Annotated in this window: 19 protein-coding genes; 11 read left to right on the top strand and 8 right to left on the bottom strand. The window is 53.2% G+C overall.

Going from position 1 to position 21,194, the window contains the following annotated elements; translation table 11 throughout:
• Complete coding sequence (gene carB, locus OGV85_RS07685; RefSeq protein WP_048216847.1) at window positions 1–3,228, top strand: carbamoyl-phosphate synthase large subunit; 3,228 nt, start codon at window positions 1–3, stop codon at window positions 3,226–3,228.
• A gap of 273 nt (window positions 3,229–3,501) precedes the next feature.
• Entirely contained in the window at window positions 3,502–3,897 is a 396-nt protein-coding gene (caiF, locus tag OGV85_RS07690; protein ID WP_003018912.1) for a carnitine metabolism transcriptional regulator CaiF, read from the top strand.
• A gap of 75 nt (window positions 3,898–3,972) precedes the next feature.
• Here the strand turns inward: caiF and caiE are convergent, their stop codons facing one another.
• The 6 genes from caiE to caiT all read right to left on the bottom strand — a co-directional run bounded on the left by caiE (window position 3,973) and on the right by caiT (window position 11,049).
• The gene (gene caiE / locus OGV85_RS07695; RefSeq protein ID WP_032937507.1) at window positions 3,973–4,569 is read right to left on the bottom strand and encodes a carnitine operon protein CaiE; all 597 of its coding nucleotides are present in this window, start codon (window positions 4,567–4,569) and stop codon (window positions 3,973–3,975) included.
• Between the two features lie 6 nt (window positions 4,570–4,575).
• Window positions 4,576–5,361: a crotonobetainyl-CoA hydratase gene (gene caiD / locus OGV85_RS07700; protein ID WP_048233926.1), complete on the bottom strand. Its 786-nt coding sequence runs from the start codon at window positions 5,359–5,361 to the stop codon at window positions 4,576–4,578.
• 54 nt (window positions 5,362–5,415) lie between these two features.
• The gene (gene caiC, locus OGV85_RS07705; RefSeq protein ID WP_032948492.1) at window positions 5,416–6,969 is read right to left on the bottom strand and encodes a crotonobetaine/carnitine-CoA ligase; all 1,554 of its coding nucleotides are present in this window, start codon (window positions 6,967–6,969) and stop codon (window positions 5,416–5,418) included.
• 61 nt (window positions 6,970–7,030) lie between these two features.
• Entirely contained in the window at window positions 7,031–8,248 is a 1,218-nt protein-coding gene (gene caiB, locus OGV85_RS07710) for an L-carnitine CoA-transferase (RefSeq protein WP_003018901.1), read from the bottom strand.
• Between the two features lie 106 nt (window positions 8,249–8,354).
• Entirely contained in the window at window positions 8,355–9,497 is a 1,143-nt protein-coding gene (gene caiA / locus OGV85_RS07715; RefSeq protein WP_003018898.1) for a crotonobetainyl-CoA dehydrogenase, read from the bottom strand.
• A gap of 34 nt (window positions 9,498–9,531) precedes the next feature.
• Complete coding sequence (gene caiT, locus OGV85_RS07720) at window positions 9,532–11,049, bottom strand: L-carnitine/gamma-butyrobetaine antiporter (protein WP_003018896.1); 1,518 nt, start codon at window positions 11,047–11,049, stop codon at window positions 9,532–9,534.
• 480 nt (window positions 11,050–11,529) lie between these two features.
• Here caiT and OGV85_RS07725 point away from each other — a divergent pair, with 480 nt between their 5' ends.
• The 9 genes from OGV85_RS07725 to folA all read left to right on the top strand — a co-directional run bounded on the left by OGV85_RS07725 (window position 11,530) and on the right by folA (window position 19,859).
• On the top strand, window positions 11,530–12,300 hold the full coding sequence (locus OGV85_RS07725) for an electron transfer flavoprotein FixA (RefSeq protein ID WP_003018893.1): 771 nt from the start codon (window positions 11,530–11,532) through the stop codon (window positions 12,298–12,300).
• Window positions 12,301–12,315: 15 nt separating this feature from the next.
• Entirely contained in the window at window positions 12,316–13,257 is a 942-nt protein-coding gene (locus OGV85_RS07730) for an electron transfer flavoprotein subunit alpha/FixB family protein (RefSeq protein WP_003837367.1), read from the top strand.
• Between the two features lie 48 nt (window positions 13,258–13,305).
• Window positions 13,306–14,592, top strand: coding sequence for an FAD-dependent oxidoreductase (locus OGV85_RS07735; protein WP_061548369.1), 1,287 nt, complete (start codon window positions 13,306–13,308; stop codon window positions 14,590–14,592).
• Entirely contained in the window at window positions 14,589–14,876 is a 288-nt protein-coding gene (gene fixX, locus OGV85_RS07740; RefSeq protein WP_000203736.1) for a ferredoxin-like protein FixX, read from the top strand. The genes OGV85_RS07735 and fixX overlap by 4 nt, the downstream gene beginning before the upstream one ends.
• 147 nt (window positions 14,877–15,023) lie before the next feature.
• Window positions 15,024–16,367, top strand: a complete 1,344-nt coding sequence (locus tag OGV85_RS07745) for an MFS transporter (RefSeq protein ID WP_003845694.1) — start codon at window positions 15,024–15,026, stop codon at window positions 16,365–16,367.
• Between the two features lie 91 nt (window positions 16,368–16,458).
• Window positions 16,459–16,692 carry a YgdI/YgdR family lipoprotein gene (locus tag OGV85_RS07750; protein ID WP_003837373.1) on the top strand — a complete coding sequence of 78 codons (234 nt, stop codon included), beginning with the start codon at window positions 16,459–16,461 and terminating at the stop codon, window positions 16,690–16,692.
• 103 nt (window positions 16,693–16,795) lie between these two features.
• Window positions 16,796–17,326: a glutathione-regulated potassium-efflux system oxidoreductase KefF gene (gene kefF, locus OGV85_RS07755; RefSeq protein ID WP_003018878.1), complete on the top strand. Its 531-nt coding sequence runs from the start codon at window positions 16,796–16,798 to the stop codon at window positions 17,324–17,326.
• Window positions 17,319–19,181 carry a glutathione-regulated potassium-efflux system protein KefC gene (kefC, locus tag OGV85_RS07760; protein WP_003018875.1) on the top strand — a complete coding sequence of 621 codons (1,863 nt, stop codon included), beginning with the start codon at window positions 17,319–17,321 and terminating at the stop codon, window positions 19,179–19,181. The genes kefF and kefC overlap by 8 nt, the downstream gene beginning before the upstream one ends.
• A 198-nt stretch (window positions 19,182–19,379) precedes the next feature.
• Entirely contained in the window at window positions 19,380–19,859 is a 480-nt protein-coding gene (gene folA, locus OGV85_RS07765) for a type 3 dihydrofolate reductase (RefSeq protein ID WP_003018873.1), read from the top strand.
• Window positions 19,860–19,955: 96 nt separating this feature from the next.
• On the opposite strand, the gene apaH is transcribed toward folA, so the two are convergent.
• Window positions 19,956–20,804: a bis(5'-nucleosyl)-tetraphosphatase (symmetrical) ApaH gene (gene apaH / locus OGV85_RS07770; RefSeq protein ID WP_016149534.1), complete on the bottom strand. Its 849-nt coding sequence runs from the start codon at window positions 20,802–20,804 to the stop codon at window positions 19,956–19,958.
• 10 nt (window positions 20,805–20,814) lie between these two features.
• Window positions 20,815–21,192 (bottom strand): Co2+/Mg2+ efflux facilitator ApaG/CorD, encoded by a 378-nt coding sequence (gene apaG, locus OGV85_RS07775; RefSeq protein WP_003018867.1) that lies wholly within the window; start codon window positions 21,190–21,192, stop codon window positions 20,815–20,817.
• Between the last annotated feature and the right edge of the window lie 2 nt (window positions 21,193–21,194).

Raw genomic sequence — 21,194 nt, forward strand, 5'->3', positions numbered from 1 at the left:
ATGCCAAAACGTACAGACATAAAAAGTATCCTGATTCTGGGCGCGGGTCCGATTGTTATCGGTCAGGCGTGTGAGTTTGACTATTCCGGCGCACAGGCGTGTAAAGCCCTGCGTGAAGAGGGTTACCGCGTTATTCTGGTGAACTCCAACCCGGCAACCATCATGACCGACCCGGAAATGGCCGATGCCACCTACATCGAGCCAATTCACTGGGAAGTAGTACGCAAAATTATTGAGAAAGAACGTCCGGACGCGGTGCTGCCAACCATGGGCGGTCAGACGGCGCTGAACTGTGCGCTGGAGCTGGAGCGCCAGGGCGTACTGGCTGAATTCGGCGTGACCATGATTGGCGCAACGGCGGATGCCATTGATAAAGCGGAAGACCGTCGTCGCTTCGATATCGCGATGAAGAAGATTGGTCTCGACACCGCGCGTTCAGGTATCGCTCACACCATGGAAGAAGCGCTGGCGGTTGCCGCTGACGTTGGCTTCCCGTGCATTATCCGCCCTAGCTTCACCATGGGTGGTACCGGCGGCGGTATCGCCTACAACCGCGAAGAGTTCGAAGAAATCTGCGAACGCGGTCTGGACCTTTCCCCAACCAACGAGCTGCTGATTGATGAATCGCTGATTGGCTGGAAAGAGTACGAGATGGAAGTGGTGCGTGATAAAAACGACAACTGCATCATCGTCTGCTCCATCGAAAACTTCGACGCGATGGGCATCCATACCGGTGACTCCATCACCGTAGCACCTGCCCAGACGCTGACCGACAAAGAATATCAAATCATGCGTAACGCCTCGATGGCGGTACTGCGTGAAATCGGCGTGGAAACCGGCGGTTCTAACGTCCAGTTTGCGGTAAACCCGAAAAACGGTCGCCTGATTGTCATCGAGATGAACCCGCGCGTATCCCGCTCCTCGGCGCTGGCGTCCAAAGCTACCGGCTTCCCGATTGCGAAAGTCGCCGCCAAGCTGGCCGTAGGTTACACCCTCGACGAACTGATGAACGACATCACCGGCGGCCGTACTCCGGCCTCGTTTGAGCCGTCCATCGACTACGTTGTGACGAAAATTCCACGCTTCAACTTCGAGAAATTCGTTGGTGCTAATGACCGTCTGACCACGCAGATGAAATCTGTTGGTGAAGTGATGGCGATTGGCCGCACCCAGCAGGAATCGCTGCAGAAAGCGCTGCGCGGTCTGGAAGTGGGCGCGACCGGCTTTGACCCGAAAGTCAGCCTGGACGACCCGGAAGCACTGACTAAAATCCGTCGCGAACTGAAAGACGCTGGCGCTGAGCGTATCTGGTACATCGCCGATGCCTTCCGTGCTGGCCTGTCCGTCGATGGCGTGTTCAACCTGACCAACATCGACCGCTGGTTCCTGGTGCAGATTGAAGAGCTGGTGCGCCTGGAAGAAAAAGTCATTGACCTTGGCATCAACGGCCTCGACGCTGACTTCCTGCGCGTACTGAAGCGCAAAGGCTTCGCTGATGCGCGTCTGGCAAAACTGGCTGGCGTTCGCGAAGCGGAAATCCGCAAACTGCGTGACCAATATAACCTTCACCCGGTCTACAAGCGCGTGGATACCTGTGCGGCGGAATTCGCGACCGACACCGCTTATATGTACTCCACTTATGAAGATGAGTGTGAAGCGAATCCGTCCGTCGACCGCGATAAAATCATGGTGCTGGGTGGTGGTCCAAACCGTATCGGTCAGGGCATTGAGTTCGACTACTGCTGCGTACACGCCTCTCTGGCGCTGCGCGAAGACGGTTACGAGACCATCATGGTCAACTGTAACCCGGAGACCGTCTCTACTGATTACGACACTTCCGACCGCCTGTACTTCGAGCCGGTCACGCTGGAAGACGTACTGGAAATCGTGCGCATTGAGAAGCCGAAAGGCGTCATCGTACAGTACGGCGGCCAGACCCCGCTGAAGCTGGCGCGTGCGCTGGAAGCGGCAGGTGTACCGGTTATCGGCACCAGCCCGGATGCCATCGACCGCGCGGAAGACCGTGAGCGTTTCCAGCAGGCGGTTGACCGTCTGAAGCTGAAGCAACCGGCGAACGCTACCGTAACGGCTATCGAACAGGCTGTTGAGAAGGCGAAAGAGATAGGCTACCCGCTGGTGGTGCGTCCGTCGTATGTTCTTGGCGGCCGCGCGATGGAAATCGTCTACGATGAAGCCGACCTGCGTCGCTACTTCCAGACTGCGGTCAGCGTTTCTAACGATGCGCCGGTACTGCTGGACCGTTTCCTTGACGATGCGGTTGAAGTGGACGTGGACGCTATCTGCGACGGCGAAATGGTGCTGATTGGTGGCATCATGGAGCACATCGAACAGGCGGGTGTACACTCCGGTGACTCCGCATGTTCACTGCCAGCGTACACCCTGAGCCAGGAAATTCAGGATGTGATGCGTCAGCAGGTGCAGAAACTGGCCTTCGAACTGCAGGTTCGCGGTCTGATGAACGTTCAGTTTGCGGTGAAGAATAACGAAGTTTACCTGATTGAAGTGAACCCGCGTGCGGCGCGTACCGTTCCGTTCGTCTCCAAGGCAACTGGCGTACCGCTGGCGAAAGTTGCGGCGCGCGTGATGGCCGGGAAAACGCTGACACAGCAGGGCGTAACCAAAGAAGTTATCCCGCCGTACTACTCAGTAAAAGAAGTAGTGCTGCCGTTCAACAAATTCCCGGGCGTTGACCCGCTGTTAGGGCCAGAAATGCGCTCTACCGGGGAAGTGATGGGCGTGGGCCGTACCTTCGCGGAAGCGTTCGCCAAGGCACAGCTGGGCAGCAGCTCCACCATGAAAAAACAGGGGCGTGCGCTGCTCTCTGTTCGCGAAGGCGATAAAGAGCGCGTGGTTGACCTGGCGGCGAAACTGCTGAAGTTTGGTTTTGAGCTGGATGCAACGCACGGCACGGCGATTGTGCTGGGCGAAGCGGGTATCAATCCACGTCTGGTGAACAAGGTGCATGAAGGGCGTCCGCACATTCAGGACCGTATCAAGAATGGTGAGTACACTTACATCATCAACACCACCGAAGGTCGTCAGGCGATTGAAGACTCTAAGCTGATTCGCCGTAGCGCCCTGCAGTACAAAGTGCATTATGACACTACCCTGAACGGCGGTTTCGCGACGGCGATGGCGCTGAATGCCGATGCCACTGAGAAGGTGACCTCGGTACAGGAAATGCACGCGCAGATCAAAAAGTCATAAACAAAGAGTCCGGTGATAATTGCGTTAACCGGACCTGCAATATAATCTTGAAAGGGTTTCTGTAAAGAAACCCTTTTTTTATCTCTCGTAAGGTCATTCCTGGCCAAATGCAGTTTCATAACCACATTTTCAATGTAATAAGCACGATATTGCTCACACTAATCAACATTCAAGTCGCATACTATCTTTTATATCCACAATTTTAATATGGCTTAGTTTTTATTAATTTGGACAGGCCGTAGCCAGATTTTTAATTTGTGAAATGGTGTGCTTATGTGTGAAAAATATGTTGAAAGACCGCTTTATTTGTTAATTGCTGACTGGATGATGGCTGAAGATCGTTGGATCACCGCAAAAGAAATTTCCCGCCATTTTGATATTGAACACTGCAAAGCAATTAATACGCTCTCTTATATTCTGTCGGAAGTGGGAGAAATTGTTTGTGAAGTTAAGATGATCCCTAATCAGATTGCAGGCCGGGGCTGCCAGTGCCAGCGTCTGGTAAAAGTCATCAGTATTGATTCTCACCTCTACAACCGATTGAGCCACAATTTGCAGGAAAAAAAGGTGAGTGTGGCGAAAACGCCGCGGCTGTCTGCCGTTCCCCCAACAGAGCTCAACCGTGAGCAGAAATGGCAGATGATGCTCTCCAAGAGTATGCGTCGCTAATTGTCAGTTGCCTGATGGCGGCATAAACGGTGGTTGACGCGTAGGCCGGATAAGCGTGAGCGAATCCGGCATCAATTACTGTGCTGATTTGGGTTTTACGTCCGTCGTGCCTTTCAGGCGCGGCCGGTGTTCTTCGACCCGCGTTAATGGCTGCGTTTCGCGTAAACCTGCCCGGCAGCGGACCGCAAGATCCTGATACTCTTTGGTGTTTAACCGTTTCCAGTGCAGTTCCTGGTCCGTGACTTCACGCAATACGCGAGCGGGTGAGCCCACCAGCATCTGCCTTGCCTCCCCCTGAAATCCGGCTTTGACAAAGCTCATGGCGGCGACAATGCTCTCTTCACCAATCACTGCGCCGTCCATAATGACGCTGTTCATGCCGATCAGCGCATCTCTGCCCACCACGCAACCGTGCAGGATTGCGCCATGGCCGATATGCCCATTCTCATGCACGATGGTGTCAGTGTCGCAATAACCGTGCATGATGCAGCCATCCTGCAAGTTAGAACCTGCCTCCAGAATCAGTCGACCATAGTCACCGCGCAGTGAGGCATGCGGGCCGACGTAGACGCCAGCCCCCACGATTACATCACCAATCAACACGGCGCTGGGATGAACATACGCCTCTGGATGCACTACCGGAATCAGGCCTTCAAAGGCGTAATAGCTCATCGGTTATCAGCGTCCTTTCCACTCCGGATCGCGTTTTTCTGCAAACGCCTGCGGTCCTTCAAGCGCATCTTCGGAGTGCAGCACTGACGGATAGTGCTTCAGCACGCCGCTGCGGATGTAGCGGTAGCCTTCTTCCACCGGCATTTCGCTGGTCGCACGATAAATCTCTTTCAGCGCGGCGATCGCCAGCGGGGCGCTATTCACTAGCTGCTGCGCCAGTTCGCGCGCACTATCCATCAGTTCGCTCTGGCTGACAACGCGGTTGACGATACCCCAACGCAGCGCTTCTTCGGCACTCATTCGTCTGCCGGTCATCATCATTTCGTTGACGATAGCCGGTGGCAGTAGCTTCGGCAGACGCAGAACGCCGCCGCTGTCAGGCACGATCCCGAGCTTGGCTTCCGGTAGCGCGAAGCTGGCATTTTCCGCGCAGACGATAAAATCCGCCGCCAGCGCCAATTCAAAACCACCGCCAAACGCATAGCCGTTTACCGCAGCGATGACCGGTTTATTGAGGTCGAAAATTTCGGTTAAACCGGCAAAGCCGCCTGGGCCAAAATCGGCATCCGGCGCTTCACCTTCAGCTGCCGCTTTTAAGTCCCAGCCCGCAGAAAAGAATTTCTCACCGCCGCCGGTGATTATCGCTACGCGTAATTCCGGGTCATCACGAAAATTAAGAAACGCTTCACCCATGGCAAAACTGGTTTTTGCATCAATGGCATTGGCTTTAGGCCGGTCGAGGGTAATTTCCAGAATCGGGCCGTTACGGGTCAGATGTAATGATTCACTCATAGTTCATCTCCAGATAAATAGATTTCCCGGCAGGAGGAATTCCTACCGGGAGGGTTATTTCAGATTTTTTTTGATTATTTTTCCTGAACAATTGCGCGGCAGGTCGGTTCTTATCTCCATAAACGAGGGAACCTTGAATTTCGCCATATTGTTTTCGCAGAAGCTGAAGAACTCGGCTTCGCTTAATGTTTCACCCTCATTAAGGACGATAAATGCTTTAATGGCTTCATCACGGATTGAATCTTTAATACCGACAACCACAATGTCCTGAATTTTCGGATGCGCGGAAATAATATTTTCCAGCTCGACGCAGGAGACATTTTCTCCGCCGCGTTTAATCATGTTGCAGCGTCTGTCGACGAAATAAAAATAGCCATCCGCATCCTGATAGCCCGAATCTCCGGTATGTAACCAGCCTTCAGGTTCCAGCGCTTTGGCGGTAGCCTCCGGCTGGGCATAGTACTCTTTGAAGATTGTTTTGCCCGGCACGCCTTTAATACAGATTTCGCCAATTTCTCCGGCGGGCAGGGGACGGTTGTGATCGTCACGGATTTCGGCTTCATAGCTAAATCCCACGCGGCCAATGGAGGGCCAGCGTCGTTTGTCACCGGGACGGTCGCCGATAATACCGACGATGGTTTCAGTCATACCGTAGGAGGTCAGCAGCCTGACGCCAAAGCGTTCGGTAAAGGCGTCTTTTTCCTGTGCGGATAAATTGAGATAGAACATCACTTCGCGCAGGTGATGCTGTCTGTCGGTTGGCGCGGCAGGTTGTACCATCAGCGTTCTGATCATCATCGGAATGCATTCGGTAACTGTCGCCTTATATCTATGCACCTGATTCCAGAACGCCCTGGCACTGTACTTCTCTAGCAGCACAAAGGTGCTGCCAGCGGAGAATGCGGGCATTGCGGCGGTACACTGACAGTCGATATGAAAAGCGGGCATCACCGTCATGTAGACGTCATCATCGCGCAGAGCGATTTGCCAGGAAGTGTAGTAGCCTGCAAAACGCAGGTTGTAGTGGGTAATCACCACCCCTTTAGGCCGTGAAGTGGTGCCTGAAGTAAACAGAATTTCCGCCGTATCGTCAGTGGATAACGCAGGTGTATAGCACAGCGTGGCGGACTGGCGGGATTGCAGTTGGGTAAAGTGGCTCACGCCGTCGTCAGCCGGAAGCTGTTCGCCAATCAGACAGATATGATTAAGCGGCGTGGTATTTTCCAGCCGTATCTGGCGGTACATAGGATAAAACTGGGCGCTGGTGACCAGCAGGCTTACCTGGCTGTTTTGCAGGATCCAGGCACTTTCTTCGCCCAGTAAGCGGGCATTAATCGGTACCATAATGGCGCCAATTTTTGCCAGCCCAAACCAGCAAAAAATGAATTCCGGACAGTTATCCAGATGCAATGCGACCTTATCGCCCTTGCGGATCCCTAAGGAATGGAACAGGTTTGCCGTGCGGTTAATCTCTTCATTGAGCGAGGCATAGCTAAACTGCCGAACGACTCCTTCGCAGGATTCGAAAATTAACGCCGTTTTATCTCCGTACACCCCGGCCAGGTCGTCCCACATCTGACGTAAGTTTTGTCCGCCAACGATATCCATATTGCTTTATCCACTGAAATCAGGCGTGAGCGCTAACCAATGAGCGGTCAGCGCGTCGCGTTTATTCCTCAACTCTGGCCAGGCCTTTGCCGACCAGCTCATTTATGTCTGCTTCGCTATAACCAATGTTTTTCAGAATGGCGGCAGTATCCATGCCATGTGACGGCATGCCACGCCAGATTTTCCCCGGGTTGTTTTTAAATTTCGGCATGATGTTCGGACCTTTGCAGGTGCGACCGTCCATCGTTTGCCACTGAGTAATGGATTCACGGGCAACGTACTGCGGGTTGCCTTCCAGTTCCGGAATGGTCAGCACCTTCGCGCAGGCGATATTCAGCTCAGCAAAACGCGCCTGGACTTCGGCGATGGTGTGTGTTGCCAGCCACGCGTCCAGTTTCTCTTCCACGAGCGGGCCGTAAGGGCATTCCACGCGATGGATAAGCTGGGTGCCTTCCGGGACTTCCGGTGTGCCAAGAATGTGGGCGAGGCCAATATCTTTGAAGCACTCGTTGATTTGCGTGATGCCGACCAGCTCCATGACGATATAGCCATCGGCGCATTTATACAGGCCGCAGCCAGCGTAATACGGGTCTTTGCCTTTGGTCATACGTGGGCAAATTTCGCCGCCGTTGAAGTAATCCATCATGAAATACTGACCCATGCGCAGCATCACCTCGTACATGGCGATATCGATGCTTTCACCTTTACCCGTTTCGCGGACTTTGTGCAGAGCCGCCAGCGCCGCTGTCGTCGCGGTCATCCCGGAGAAGTAATCGGCGGTGTACGGGAAGGCTGGCATTGGCTGATCCACGTCACCGTTTTGGATCAGATAGCCACTGAACGCCTGTGCGATGGTGTTATACGCCGGAAGATTGGTGTACTCCTCGGTACCAAACTGGCCGAAGCCGGAAAGGTGGGCGATAACCAGTTTCGGGTTATGTTCCCACAGCACTTCATCGGTAATACCGCGGCGGGCAAAGGCCGGGCCTTTACTGGCTTCAATGAAAATATCGGTGGTTTCCATAAGCTTCAGAAACGCTTCCCGGCCTTCATCTTTGAAAATATTCAGCGACAGGGCATGCAGATTACGGCGTGAGAGCTGCGGATAGTTAGGTTGCACACGGATGGTATCGGCCCATGCGACGTTTTCAATCCAGATAACCTCAGCACCCCATTCGGCGAACATCTGTCCGGCGAACGGACCGGCAATTTCGATCCCTGAAAAGACAACGCGTACCCCGGAAAGCGGGCCGAAGGCTGGCATTGGTAAATGATTCATCATTTTTCTCCTGGCATTTTTTTTGTAGGCCCGGTAAGCGCAGCGCCACCGGGCATATTGCCGGATGGTGGCGTAAACGCCTTATCCGGCCTACGAAACGAACGAATCAACGGTATTGCTTCAATACCGCACGACCCAACGTCAGGATCTGCATTTCGTCAGAACCACCAGAAACACGGTCAACGCGCAGGTCACGCCAGAAGCGCGTGATGCGATGGTTACCCGCGATACCCACGCCACCCAACACCTGCATGGCGGTGTCTACCACTTCAAATGCCGCGTTGGCGCAGAAGTATTTGCACATGGCCGCGTCGCCCGAGGTAATAGTGCCGTTATCCGCTTTCCATGCGGCTTCCAGCAGCATGTTTTTCATGGAGTTCAGTTTGATCGCCATGTGCGCGAACTTCTCCTGAATCAGCTGGAAACGGCCGATCGTTTCGCCAAACTGTACGCGTTGGTTGGCATAACGCGCTGCGTCTTCAAAAGCGCACATTGCCGTACCGTAGTTGGTCAGTGCGACGAGGAAGCGTTCATGGTCAAACTCTTCTTTCACACGATTGAAGCCATTACCTTCCCGACCGAACATGTCTTTCTCGTCCAGTTCAACGTCATCAAAGGTGATTTCACAGCAGCTATCCATGCGCAGACCGAGTTTCTCCAGTTTGTTGACCTTGATACCCGCCTTGCTCATGTCAACAAACCACTCGGTATAAACAGGTTTATCCGGCGATGCACCATCTCTCGCCATCACTACGATGTACGGGGTATAGGCGCTACTGGTGATAAAGCACTTACTGCCATTAAGATAAACCTTACCATTTTTGCGTGTATAAGTGGTTTTCAGACTGCCAACATCCGATCCCGCTCCCGGTTCGGTAATTGCAGAGTTCCACATCTGCTTACCTGTTCCCTGGAACGCCATGATTTTATCGATTTGTTCCTGAGTCCCTTCACGCAGGAAGGTGTTAAAACCCCCCGGTAACTGGTACAGCACATAGGTTGGCGCGCCCAGGCGGCCGAGTTCCATCCAGACGGCGGCAACGGTGACAAAACCGGCTTCCAGCCCGCCGTGTTCTTCCGGGATCAACAGGCTATCGATGCCCATATCTGCCAGTGCTTTTACAAAACGCTCAGGGTAGACGCTGTCGCGATCGCACTCGGCAAAATAAGCTTCCCAGTTCTCACTGGCCATCAGTTCACGAATACCGGCGACAAACAGTTCCTGCTCGTCATTTAAGTTGAAATCCATCTTTCAGCCTCTTGATCAATTGGGTTAATAAGAATTACTTGTCTTTCCAGTGCACTTTGGCGTCTTTAATAAAGGACAGCGTCACCATGATGTTGACGAAGAACAGCGGACATCCTCCGGCGATAATTGCGGTCTGAATGGGCTTCAGCCCACCCAGCGCCAGCAGAACGATGCCGATGACGCCGACCAGAACGGACCAACCGATACGCACCAACAGCGGCGGTTCTTCACCATCGCGAACTTCGCGACAGGTGGACATCGCCAGGGTGTAGGAGCAGGCGTTAATTAGCGTGACGGTGGCAATAAAGCAGAGGATAAAGAAGCCCCACATGGTGGCGGTGCTGAATGGCAAGGCGGCCCAGGTTTCGATAATGGCGCGCGCCACGCCGTGTTGTTCAATCAGCTGCGGGATGTTGAGAATGTTTTTATCCATCAGCAGCAGCGTGTTGCTGCCAAGGACTGTCCACAGGATCCAGGTGGAAGCGGTCAGGCCCAGCACCATCCCAAAGCACAGTTCACGTACGGTACGACCTCGAGAAATACGCGCCAGGAAGATACTCATCTGGATGGCGTAAATGACCCACCACGCCCAGTAGAAAACAGTCCAGCCCTGCGGGAATCCGCCTTTGCCGATGGCATCGGTATAGAACAGCATGCGCGGCAGATACATCAGCAGCATGCCGACCGAGTCGGTGAAGTAGTTCATGATGAAGCTGGCGCCGCTGACGATAAACACCCAGCCCAGCATCAGGAAGCTCAGGTAGCTACGCACGTCGCTGGCGATTCTGACTCCTTTTTGCAGGCCACAGGCTACGCAAATGGCGTTCAGAATGATCCAGCAGGTAATGATGATGGCATCTAATTGCAGCGTATGCGGAATACCGAACAGCCATTGCATACACTCGGTTACCAGCGGCGTCGCCAGACCGAGGCTGGTACCCATCGCGAAGATCAGCGCCACCAGGTAGAAGTTATCAACGATGGTGCCGAACAGCCCTTTCGCATGCTTTTCGCCCACTAACGGTACCAGCGTAGAGCTGGGACGGATGACGTCCATCTTGCGCACAAAGAAGAAATAGGCGAAGGCCACAGAAAGGAAGCTGTAGGTTGCCCACGGCAACGGCCCCCAGTGGAACAGGCTGTACGCCAGACCGATCTCTTTCGCACCCGTGGAATTGGGCTCCAAAGCGAACGGCGGGGTAGAGATATAGTAGTAGATCTCGATGGAACCCCAGAACAGCACCGCGGCGGATGTACAGGAGGCGAACATCATAAAAATCCAGCTGGCGGTACTAAACTCGGGTTTTTCGTCGCCTAATTTCTTTTTGGCATACGGGCCAAAGACTAACCAGAACCATCCGAAGAGCATGACGACCATATACCATTCGAATGCCCAACCCCAGACGTTGGTGACATAACTGAATACCGCATTAATAACGACGTTAGCGGCATCAAGATCTCTTACTGTTAGCCAACAAAGTATCCCAACAATTATTAATGGCGGAAAAAAAACCTTCGGTTCAATTCCCGATTTTCTCTTTTCATTTTTCATAAGTGAATTCCAGTGTGAAAACGAAATTTATTTAGCGTGCCCGTATGTGATCGTTTGTTTATTTATTATTAATGATTTGTTGATGACTTTTTAACCTCTGGGGCGCCTCAGTGAGTAACTCATAATGGGTATTCATTTCCGGCTATTCTGTTATCTTTGTCACACTTTTTTATGCTGGTTATTTTGTCTGGAAATCTAGATAATTTCTTTATTAATCATGATATTGGCATTTGTTTTTTAACTTTTTTAAGTGACTGGCGTTCAATATTGTTGAACCAGCAGACAATATTGAAAATTTTCATATTTGACGTGATTCTTTCAATATTGGTGAGGCATGTAACACTATTGAAAGTTACGAATTTCAATGTGTGACATTTTCAATATTGGTGATTAAGGTTTTATTTCCGAATTAAAGAGCGTGATATCTGTATTTAACACCGCCGATATAAATACGTTTCCTTCATGATTTCTGGAGATGCAATGAAGATAATTACTTGCTACAAATGCGTACCTGATGAGCAGGATATTGCGATTAATAATGCTGATGGAACACTCGATTTCAGCAAAGCAGATGGCAAAATCAGCCAATATGATCTGAATGCGATCGAAGCGGCTTGCCAGTTAAAACAGCAGGTGGGAGAGGCTCAGGTTGTGGCCATGAGCGTCGGAGGCAAAGCGCTGACCAATGCAAAAGGGCGCAAAGATGTGCTTTCCCGTGGCCCTGATGAACTGATTGTTGTCATTGACGATCAATTTGAACAGGCGCTGCCGCAACAAACTGCCACTGCGCTGGCTGCCGCCGTGCAAAAATCCGGTTTTGATCTGCTTATTTGCGGCGACGGTTCTTCCGATCTTTATGCTCAGCAGGTTGGTCTGCTGGTGGGCGAAATGCTGGACGTGCCGGCGATAAACGGCGTGAGCAAAATCCTCTCTCTTACCGACAGCACTCTGACGGTAGAGCGTGAACTGGAAGATGAAGTTGAAACCCTGAGTATCCCGCTTCCGGCGGTTATCGCGGTCTCTACTGACATCAACACCCCTCAAATCCCTTCCATGAAAGCCATTCTTGGTGCGGCGAAAAAACCGGTTCAGGTTTGGTCACCTGCAGACATTGGGCTGAACAGCGTGCAGGCGTATTCCGCACAACAGGTTGCTGCGCCGAAACAGCGCGAGCGCCAGCGCGTTGTAATTGAAGGTGACGGTGAAGAACAGATTGCCGCGTTTGTCGAGAATCTTCGCAAAATCATTTAATTATCAGGGGATGTTATGAACAAATTTTCCAGTATCTGGGTATTCAGCGATACCCCTTCTCGTCTGCCGGAACTGATGAATGGTGCGCAGGCTTTAGGTGAAAAAGTTAACACGTTTGTGCTCAGCGATGCGGACAGCGCAACGGCATGTCATTTAGGCGCGGATCATGTCTGGCTGCTCAGCGGCAAACCAGAAGACCGTATGGTTGAAGACTACGCCGATGTGATGGCTCAGACCATTCGTCAGCACAGCGAGGGCGGCGCGGTGCTGCTGCCGAATACACGTCGGGGCAAGCTGTTAGCGGCAAAGCTGGGCTTTCGCTTGTCGGCTGCAGTCTCAAATGACGCCAGCGCAGTCGCGGTGCAGGATGGAATAGCGGCGGTCAAACATATGGTCTACGGTGGCCTGGCGATGGGAGCAGAAACAATCGCTTCACCGTTTGCCGTGATAACTCTCAGTAGCGGAACGTTTGACGCGCAGCAACCGGATACCACCCGCAGCGGCGAGATGCATACCGTACAGTGGCAGGCTCCGGCCATTGTCGTGACCCGTACGGCAACTCAGGCGCGTCAGAGCAACAGCGTCGATCTCGACAAAGCCCGTCTGGTGGTCAGCGTGGGACGCGGTATTGGTAGCAAAGAAAATATCTCGCTGGCAGAAGCGCTGTGCCAGACGATTGGCGCTGAGTTGGCCTGTTCCCGTCCGGTGGCGGAAAACGAGAAGTGGATGGAGCATGAACGCTACGTCGGCATCTCCAACCTGATGCTTAAGCCTGAACTGTATCTGGCCGTGGGGATCTCCGGGCAGATCCAACATATGGTCGGTGCCAACGGCGCACAGACGATTTTCGCCATCAACAAAGACAAAAATGCGCCGATTTTTCAGTATGCAGATTATGGCATTGTTGGCGATGCGCTGAAGATCCTGCCTGCGCTGACGGCTGCCTTAGCGCGTTAAACCATTCGGGCAGGATGCGAAGGTATCCTGCCGCTGACAGGAGTACGTATGTCCGAAGATATCTTTGATGCCATCATCGTGGGTGCAGGTCTGGCTGGTTCGGTTGCGGCGCTGGTGCTGGCTCGGGAAGGTGCACAGGTGCTGGTTATCGAGCGCGGCAATTCTGCTGGCGCGAAGAATGTCACCGGTGGGCGCATGTATGCGCATAGCCTGGAGCGCATCATTCCCGGTTTTGCTGAGCAGGCCCCCATTGAACGCATAATCACCCACGAAAAGCTCGCCTTTATGACCGACAAAGGGGCGATGACCATCGACTATTGCAATGGTGAAGAGGCCGCATCGTCGCAGGTTTCTTATTCCGTCTTACGTAGCAAATTTGACGCCTGGCTGATGGAGCAGGCCGAGGAGGCTGGCGCCCAGCTTATCACCGGTATTCGTGTGGATAACGTTGTGCAGCGCGAGGGTAAAGTCGTGGGCGTGGAAGCCGACGGCGATATTCTGGAAGCCAAAGTGGTGATCCTCGCCGACGGGGTGAATTCTCTGCTGGCTGAAAAGCTGGGTATGGCAAAGCGCGTCGAGGCATCGCATGTTGCCGTCGGCGTAAAGGAGCTGATCGAACTGCCAAAATCGGTAATTGAAGATCGTTTCCAGTTACAGGGGAACGAAGGTGCAGCTTGCCTGTTTGCCGGATCGCCAACCGATGGATTGATGGGCGGTGGCTTTCTCTATACGAATGAAACGACCCTTTCTCTGGGGCTGGTCTGCGGCCTTCATCACCTGAAAGACGCGAAAAAATCGGTTCCGCAAATGCTGGAAGATTTCAAACAGCATCCGGCGGTTGCCCCACTGATCGCCGGTGGCAAGCTGGTGGAATATGCCGCGCACGTGGTACCTGAAGCCGGTATGAATATGCAACCTGAACTGGTGGGGGACGGTGTGCTGATTGCCGGTGACGCTGCCGGAATGTGTATGAACCTCGGCTTTACCATTCGCGGTATGGATCTCGCCATTTCCGCAGGCGAAGCGGCGGCGAAAACGGTGCTTTCAGCGATGAAGCGCGACGACTTTAGCAAGCAGTCGCTGGGTGAATACCGTCAGCATCTGGACGATGGCCCGATTCGCGATATGCGTATGTACCAGAAGCTTCCTGCTTTTCTTGATAACCCGCGCATGTTTACCGCCTATCCCGAAATGGCGGTCAGTATCGCACGCGACCTGTTCACCGTAGATGGTTCCGCCCCGGTGCCAATGCGTAAAAAAATCCTGCGCCATGCGAAGAAAGTGGGCTTCATCAACCTGATGAAAGATGGCCTGAAAGGAGTGACCGTATTATGACATCTCCCGTCAATGTGGACGTCAAACTGGGCGTCAATAAGTTCAATGTCGATGAAGACAGCCCACATATCATTCTCAAAACCGATCCTGATAAACAGGCGCTGGAAGTGCTGATTAAGGCCTGTCCAGCGGGGCTGTATAAAAAGCAGGACGACGGCAGCGTACGGTTTGATTACGCCGGATGTCTGGAGTGCGGAACGTGCCGTATTCTCGGGCTCGATACAGCGCTGGAAAAGTGGGAATACCCGCGTGGGACATTTGGCGTGGAGTTTCGCTACGGTTAATAAGTACGAGGTTGTGCACCCGTAGGCCGGATAAGACGCGCTAGCGTCGCCATCCGGCAATCATGTGACGCCAGTGCCGGATGGGGGCGTAAACGCCTTATCCGGCCTATAGATGACGCTTTGCCCGTGTTGAAACAGGAAGTCGCTATGCAGCAGCCCAGGAACTTTGATGACATCAAATTTACCTCTATTCACCGCCGGATAATGCTGTGGGGAAGCGGTGGGCCATTTCTGGATGGTTATGTGCTGGTGATGATTGGCGTGGCGCTGGAACAGCTCACGCCAGCATTGAAACTGGACGCACAGTGGATTGGTCTGCTGGGCGCCGGCACGCTCGCCGGTCTGTTTGTGGGGACGTCGCTGTTTGGCTACATTTCCGATAAGGTCGGGCGGCGCAAAATGTTCATCATCGATATTATCGCCATTGGCGTGATATCGGCAGCAACCATGTTTGTTTCCTCGCCCGTTGAGCTGTTGGTGATGCGCGTGCTGATCGGCATTGTGATTGGTGCCGATTATCCGATTGCTACCTCGATGATTACCGAGTTCTCCAATACCCGCCAGCGCGCTTTCTCCATCGGTTTTATCGCCGCGATGTGGTATGTCGGCGCCACCTGTGCCGATCTGGTCGGTTACTGGCTGTATGATGTTGAGGGAGGGTGGCGCTGGATGCTGGGCAGCGCGGTGATCCCCTGTATTTTGATCCTGATTGGGCGCTTCGATCTTCCTGAATCGCCGCGCTGGCTGCTGCGTAAAGGTCGGGTGAAAGAGTGTGAAGCGATGATGATTAAACTGTTCGGCGAACCGGTGGTGTTCGACGAAGAGGCGCCGCAGGAGACGCGTTTTCTCCAGCTGTTTAACCGCCGTCATTTCCCGTTTGTCCTGTTTGTTGCCGCTATCTGGACCTGTCAGGTGATCCCGATGTTCGCCATTTATACCTTTGGTCCGCAGATTGTTGGACTGTTGGGGCTTGGTGCCGGGAAAAGCGCCGCGTTGGGCAATGTGGTGATAAGCCTGTGCTTTATGCTGGGGTGCATTCCGCCCATGTTCTGGCTCAATAGCGCGGGTCGCCGACCGCTGTTGATTGGCAGTTTTATTATGATGACGCTGGCGCTGGCTGTACTGGGGTTAATTCCTGATATGGGGGCGTGGCTGGTAGTGCTGGCGTTTGCCGTGTACGCGTTTTTCTCGGGGGGACCGGGAAACCTGCAGTGGCTATACCCAAACGAGCTGTTCCCTACCGACATTCGCGCGTCTGCCGTCGGGGTGATTATGTCCTTAAGCCGCATCGGTACTATTGTTTCAACCTGGGCGCTGCCGGTATTCATCACCAAATACGGTATCAGCAATGTCATGCTGATGGGCGCAGGAATTTCGCTGATTGGCCTGCTTGTGTCCATCGCTTTCGCCCCGGAAACGCGAGGTCTGACGCTGGCGCAAACCAGTCAAATGACGATTCGCAGTAAGCCCGTGACCAGGGCGGGCTATTAGGAGTGTTCTGTATTTTCCCTGCAACTCAGTCAGTTAGCCTACAGTTAACTGGGTATATCACTGAAAACAACTGAAAAGCAGGGAGAACACCATGCAAAAACATATCCTGATCACCTCAATTTTTACCGCAGCAGCACTGTTTACCGTGGTCGGTTGTTCCTCAAACCAGGCGGTTAAAACCACCGATGGTAAAACAATCGTCACTGACGGCAAACCGCAGGTTGATGATGATACTGGTCTGGTGTCGTACAAAAATGCCCAGACGGGTAAGACGGAACAGATTAACCGCGATCAGGTTAAGGATATGAGCGAACTGGACAACTAGTTCAGTTTTCTCCATTCAGCCACTCAATAATATTGACTGTTAGCCTGTGGATTAAGTGACTAAACTCACTGTTATTACAATAATGCAGTGACACAGGCTAATCATGATTCTCATCATTTATGCGCATCCCTATCCGCAACATTCGCATGCGAATAAGCGGATGCTTGAACAGGCAAGGACGCTGGAGGGCGTGGAGATACGCTCGCTCTACCAGCTCTACCCCGACTTCAATATCGATATTGCCGCTGAACAGGATGCGCTGGCGCGCGCTGATTTGATCATCTGGCAGCATCCGATGCAGTGGTACAGCACACCTCCATTACTCAAGCTGTGGATGGATAAAGTCCTTTCGCACGGCTGGGCGTATGGCCATGGTGGTACTGCGCTGCACGGTAAACAACTGCTGTGGGCGGTGACGACCGGCGGCGGTGAAAACCACTTCGATATTGGCTCCCATCCCGGATTTGATGTGCTTTCTCAGCCTTTACAGGCAACAGCGCTCTATTGCGGCCTCAAATGGCTGCCGCCGTTTGCGATGCACTGTACGTTTATCTGTGATGATGAAACGCTGCAAGCGCAGGCGCGTCACTACAAACAGCGTCTGATGGAATGGCAGGAGGCACACCATGGATAGCCATACGCTGATACAGGCGCTGATTTATCTCGGATCGGCGGCGCTGATTGTACCCATCGCCGTACGGCTGGGATTAGGGTCGGTACTGGGGTATCTCATCGCCGGATGCATTATCGGGCCCTGGGGTCTGAGGCTGGTGACGGACGCCGAATCCATCCTGCATTTTGCGGAGATCGGTGTGGTACTGATGCTGTTTGTCATCGGTCTGGAGCTGGATCCGCAACGTTTGTGGAAATTGCGGGCATCGGTGTTCGGCGGCGGTGCGCTACAGATGGTGGTTTGCGGCGGCTTAATTGGTTTGTTCTGTATGTTCCTTGGCCTGCGCTGGCAGGTAGCGGAACTGATCGGCATGACGCTGGCGCTTTCCTCAACGGCGATCGCTATGCAGGCAATGAATGAACGCAACCTGATGGTTTCGCAAATGGGCCGCAGCGCGTTTGCCGTGCTGCTGTTCCAGGATATCGCCGCTATTCCATTGGTGGCGATGATCCCGTTACTGGCGGCGAGCGGCGCATCGACTACGCTTGGGGCGTTTGCATTGTCAGCCCTGAAGGTAGCGGGCGCACTGGTATTAGTGGTGGTATTGGGGCGTTATGTCACACGTCCGGCCTTGCGTTTTGTTGCGCGTTCGGGCCTGCGGGAAGTATTCAGTGCCGTTGCGCTGTTCCTCGTGTTTGGCTTCGGTCTGCTCCTGGAAGAGGTTGGCCTGTCGATGGCGATGGGGGCCTTTCTGGCCGGGGTGCTGCTGGCAAGCTCTGAGTATCGCCACGCGCTGGAAAGCGACATTGAGCCATTTAAAGGATTGCTGCTGGGACTGTTTTTCATTGGCGTGGGGATGTCTATCGACTTTGGTACGCTGATTGATAATCCCTTGCGCATTATCATTTTGCTGGTCGGTTTCCTGGTTATCAAAACCGTCATGCTGTGGTTGATAGCGAAACCGTTGCAGGTGCCGAACAAGCAGCGTCGCTGGTTTGCCGTATTGTTAGGGCAGGGCAGTGAGTTTGCCTTTGTGGTGTTTGGCGCGGCACAAATGGCAAATGTGCTCGATCCTGACTGGGCGAAATCGCTGACGCTGGCGGTGGCGTTGTCGATGGCGGCTACGCCGATTTTGCTGGTGATTTTGACGCGTCTGGAAAAATCGGCGACTTCGGAAGAGCGGGAAGCCGATGAAATCGATGAGGAGCAACCGCGGGTGATCATCGCTGGATTTGGGCGATTTGGCCAGATAACCGGTCGTCTGTTGTTGTCGAGTGGGGTCAAAATGGTGGTTCTTGATCATGACCCGGACCATATCGAAACGCTGCGTAAATTCGGGATGAAGGTTTTCTATGGCGATGCGACCCGGATGGATCTGCTGGAGTCTGCCGGGGCGGCGAAAGCTGAAGTCATTATTAATGCCATTGACGATCCGCAAACCAGCCTGCAGTTAACCGAAATGGTGAAAGAGCATTTCCCGCATCTGCAAATTATTGCTCGTGCGCGCGATGTGGATCATTACATCCGTCTGCGCCAGGCGGGCGTGGATATGCCGGAACGTGAAACCTTTGAAGGTGCACTGAAGACCGGACGTCTGGCGTTGGAAGGTCTCGGGCTTGGGCGCTATGAGGCACGTGAGCGGGCCGACGTATTCCGCCGATTCAATACCATGATGGTAGAGGAGATGGTGAAAGGGGAAAATGACGCGACTTCCCGCGCGGCCGTTTATAAACGCACCAGCGCAATGCTGAGTGAAATTATTGCGGAAGATCGTCAGCACTTATCGTTAATTCAACGCCATGGCTGGCAAGGCACGGATGAAGGTAAGCATACGGGCGACGTCGCCGATGAGCCGGAAGTGAAACCGTCAGCATAGGGTAAAAAATGTGATGTTCTGCAAACTTTACTGCTAATTGGCTGTTTTTGAACTACTGTAATGCTGGCGTACCACCTTAAATAGGTCGGTTCGCCAGCAGAACGGAAAATTTTCCTGTTCATCCTCTTTCCGCCAGTCGACGAAAGATTGCGCTTTCCGTATAGTGGCGACAATTTTTTTGTATCCGGGAAATATTCAATGATCAGTCTGATTGCGGCGTTAGCGGTAGATCGCGTCATCGGTATGGAGAACGCCATGCCGTGGAACCTCCCTGCCGATCTCGCCTGGTTTAAACGTAATACCTTAAACAAGCCGGTTGTCATGGGACGCCACACCTGGGAATCCATCGGGCGACCGTTACCTGGGCGTAAAAATATCGTCATCAGCAGCAAGCCTGGCACTGACGATCGTGTGCAGTGGGTGAAGTCTGTTGATGAAGCCATTGCGGCCTGCGGTGATGAACCAGAGATTATGGTGATTGGCGGTGGGCGCGTGTATGAGCAGTTCCTGCCAAAAGCGCAGAAGCTGTATCTGACGCACATTGATGCTGAAGTCGAAGGGGATACGCATTTCCCGGACTACGAACCGGATGACTGGGAGTCGGTGTTCAGTGAATTCCACGATGCCGACGCGCAAAACTCTCACAGCTACTGCTTCGAGATTCTGGAGCGTCGTTAATCCTGTAAGTGCCGGATGGCGGCGAAACGCCTTATCCGGCCTACTCTTGTGCCAGATGTAGGCCTGATAAGCGTAGCGCCATCAGGCATAAATCTCTCAGGCGTTGACCGCTTCGCCAGGATCCAGATTCAGATGGCGATTTGATGGCTGCACAAAGTACTGTTTGTCTTCCCAGCGCAGACAGGTGAGATCGCCTCCCCAGCAACACCCCGTATCCAGCGCGTAAATACCTTCTGGTGTGCCTTTGCCTTCCAGCGATGCCCAGTGCCCGAATGCAATGCTGTACGCTTCACTGACAGGTCCAGGAATGGCAAACCACGGCTTCAGCGGGGCAGGTGCGTCTTCTGGTGACTCTTTGCTGTACATATCCAGTTGACCGTTGGGGAAGCAGTAACGCATGCGGGTAAAGGCGTTGGTAATAAAACGCAGGCGTGCCAGCCCGGTCAGTTCCGGGGTCCAGTTATTGGGCATGTCGCCGTACATCGCATCAAGGAAGAAGGGATATGAGTCGCTCGACAACACGGCTTCAACATCGCGAGCACAGTCTTTTGCCGTCTGCAGGTCCCACTGTGGGGTGATACCGGCATGTGCCATCACCAGTTTCTTCTCTTCGTCTACCTGCAACAGCGGTTGACGGCGGAGCCAGTTAAGTAATTCGTCGGCATCCGGTGCTTCGAGCAGCGATGTGACCCTGTCTTTAGGTTTATTACGACTGATACCAGCAAATACGGCCAGCAGGTGTAAATCGTGATTACCCAATACCAACCGTACGCTGTCGCCCAGTGATTTCACGTAGCGCAAAACGTCCAGCGAGCCCGGCCCACGAGCGACCAGATCGCCGGTGAGCCATAGGGTGTCTTTTTGGGAATTAAAGTCTACCTGATGCAGCAAGGCTACCAGTTCATCGTAACAACCGTGAACGTCGCCAATAAGGTATGTCGCCATAGTTATTGTTTTAATGAATGAGTGTTGGAACGGCGAGTCGGAATACGGGAATGTCGATGGTAAAGGCGATGCCTTGTTCATCGATCATTTCGTAGTGACCCTGCATGGTGCCCAGCGGCGTTTCAATCACCGCACCGCTGGTATACTGGTACTCTTCGCCGGGTTCGATATGGGGCTGGACGCCAACCACGCCTTCACCCTGGACTTCTGTTTCGCGGCCATGACCATTAGTGATTAACCAATAACGCCCCAACAGCTGCACAGGCGCTCGCCCCAAATTGCGGATAGTTACGGTGTAAGCAAAAACGTAACGTTCATCATCAGGTGAGGATTGCGCCTCAATGTAGACGCTTTGTACCTGAATGCACACTCGGGGCGAATTGATCATGT

This window comes from Citrobacter sp. Cf132 (assembly GCF_030333885.1).
GTDB classification, from domain to species: Bacteria; Pseudomonadota; Gammaproteobacteria; order Enterobacterales; family Enterobacteriaceae; genus Citrobacter; species Citrobacter freundii.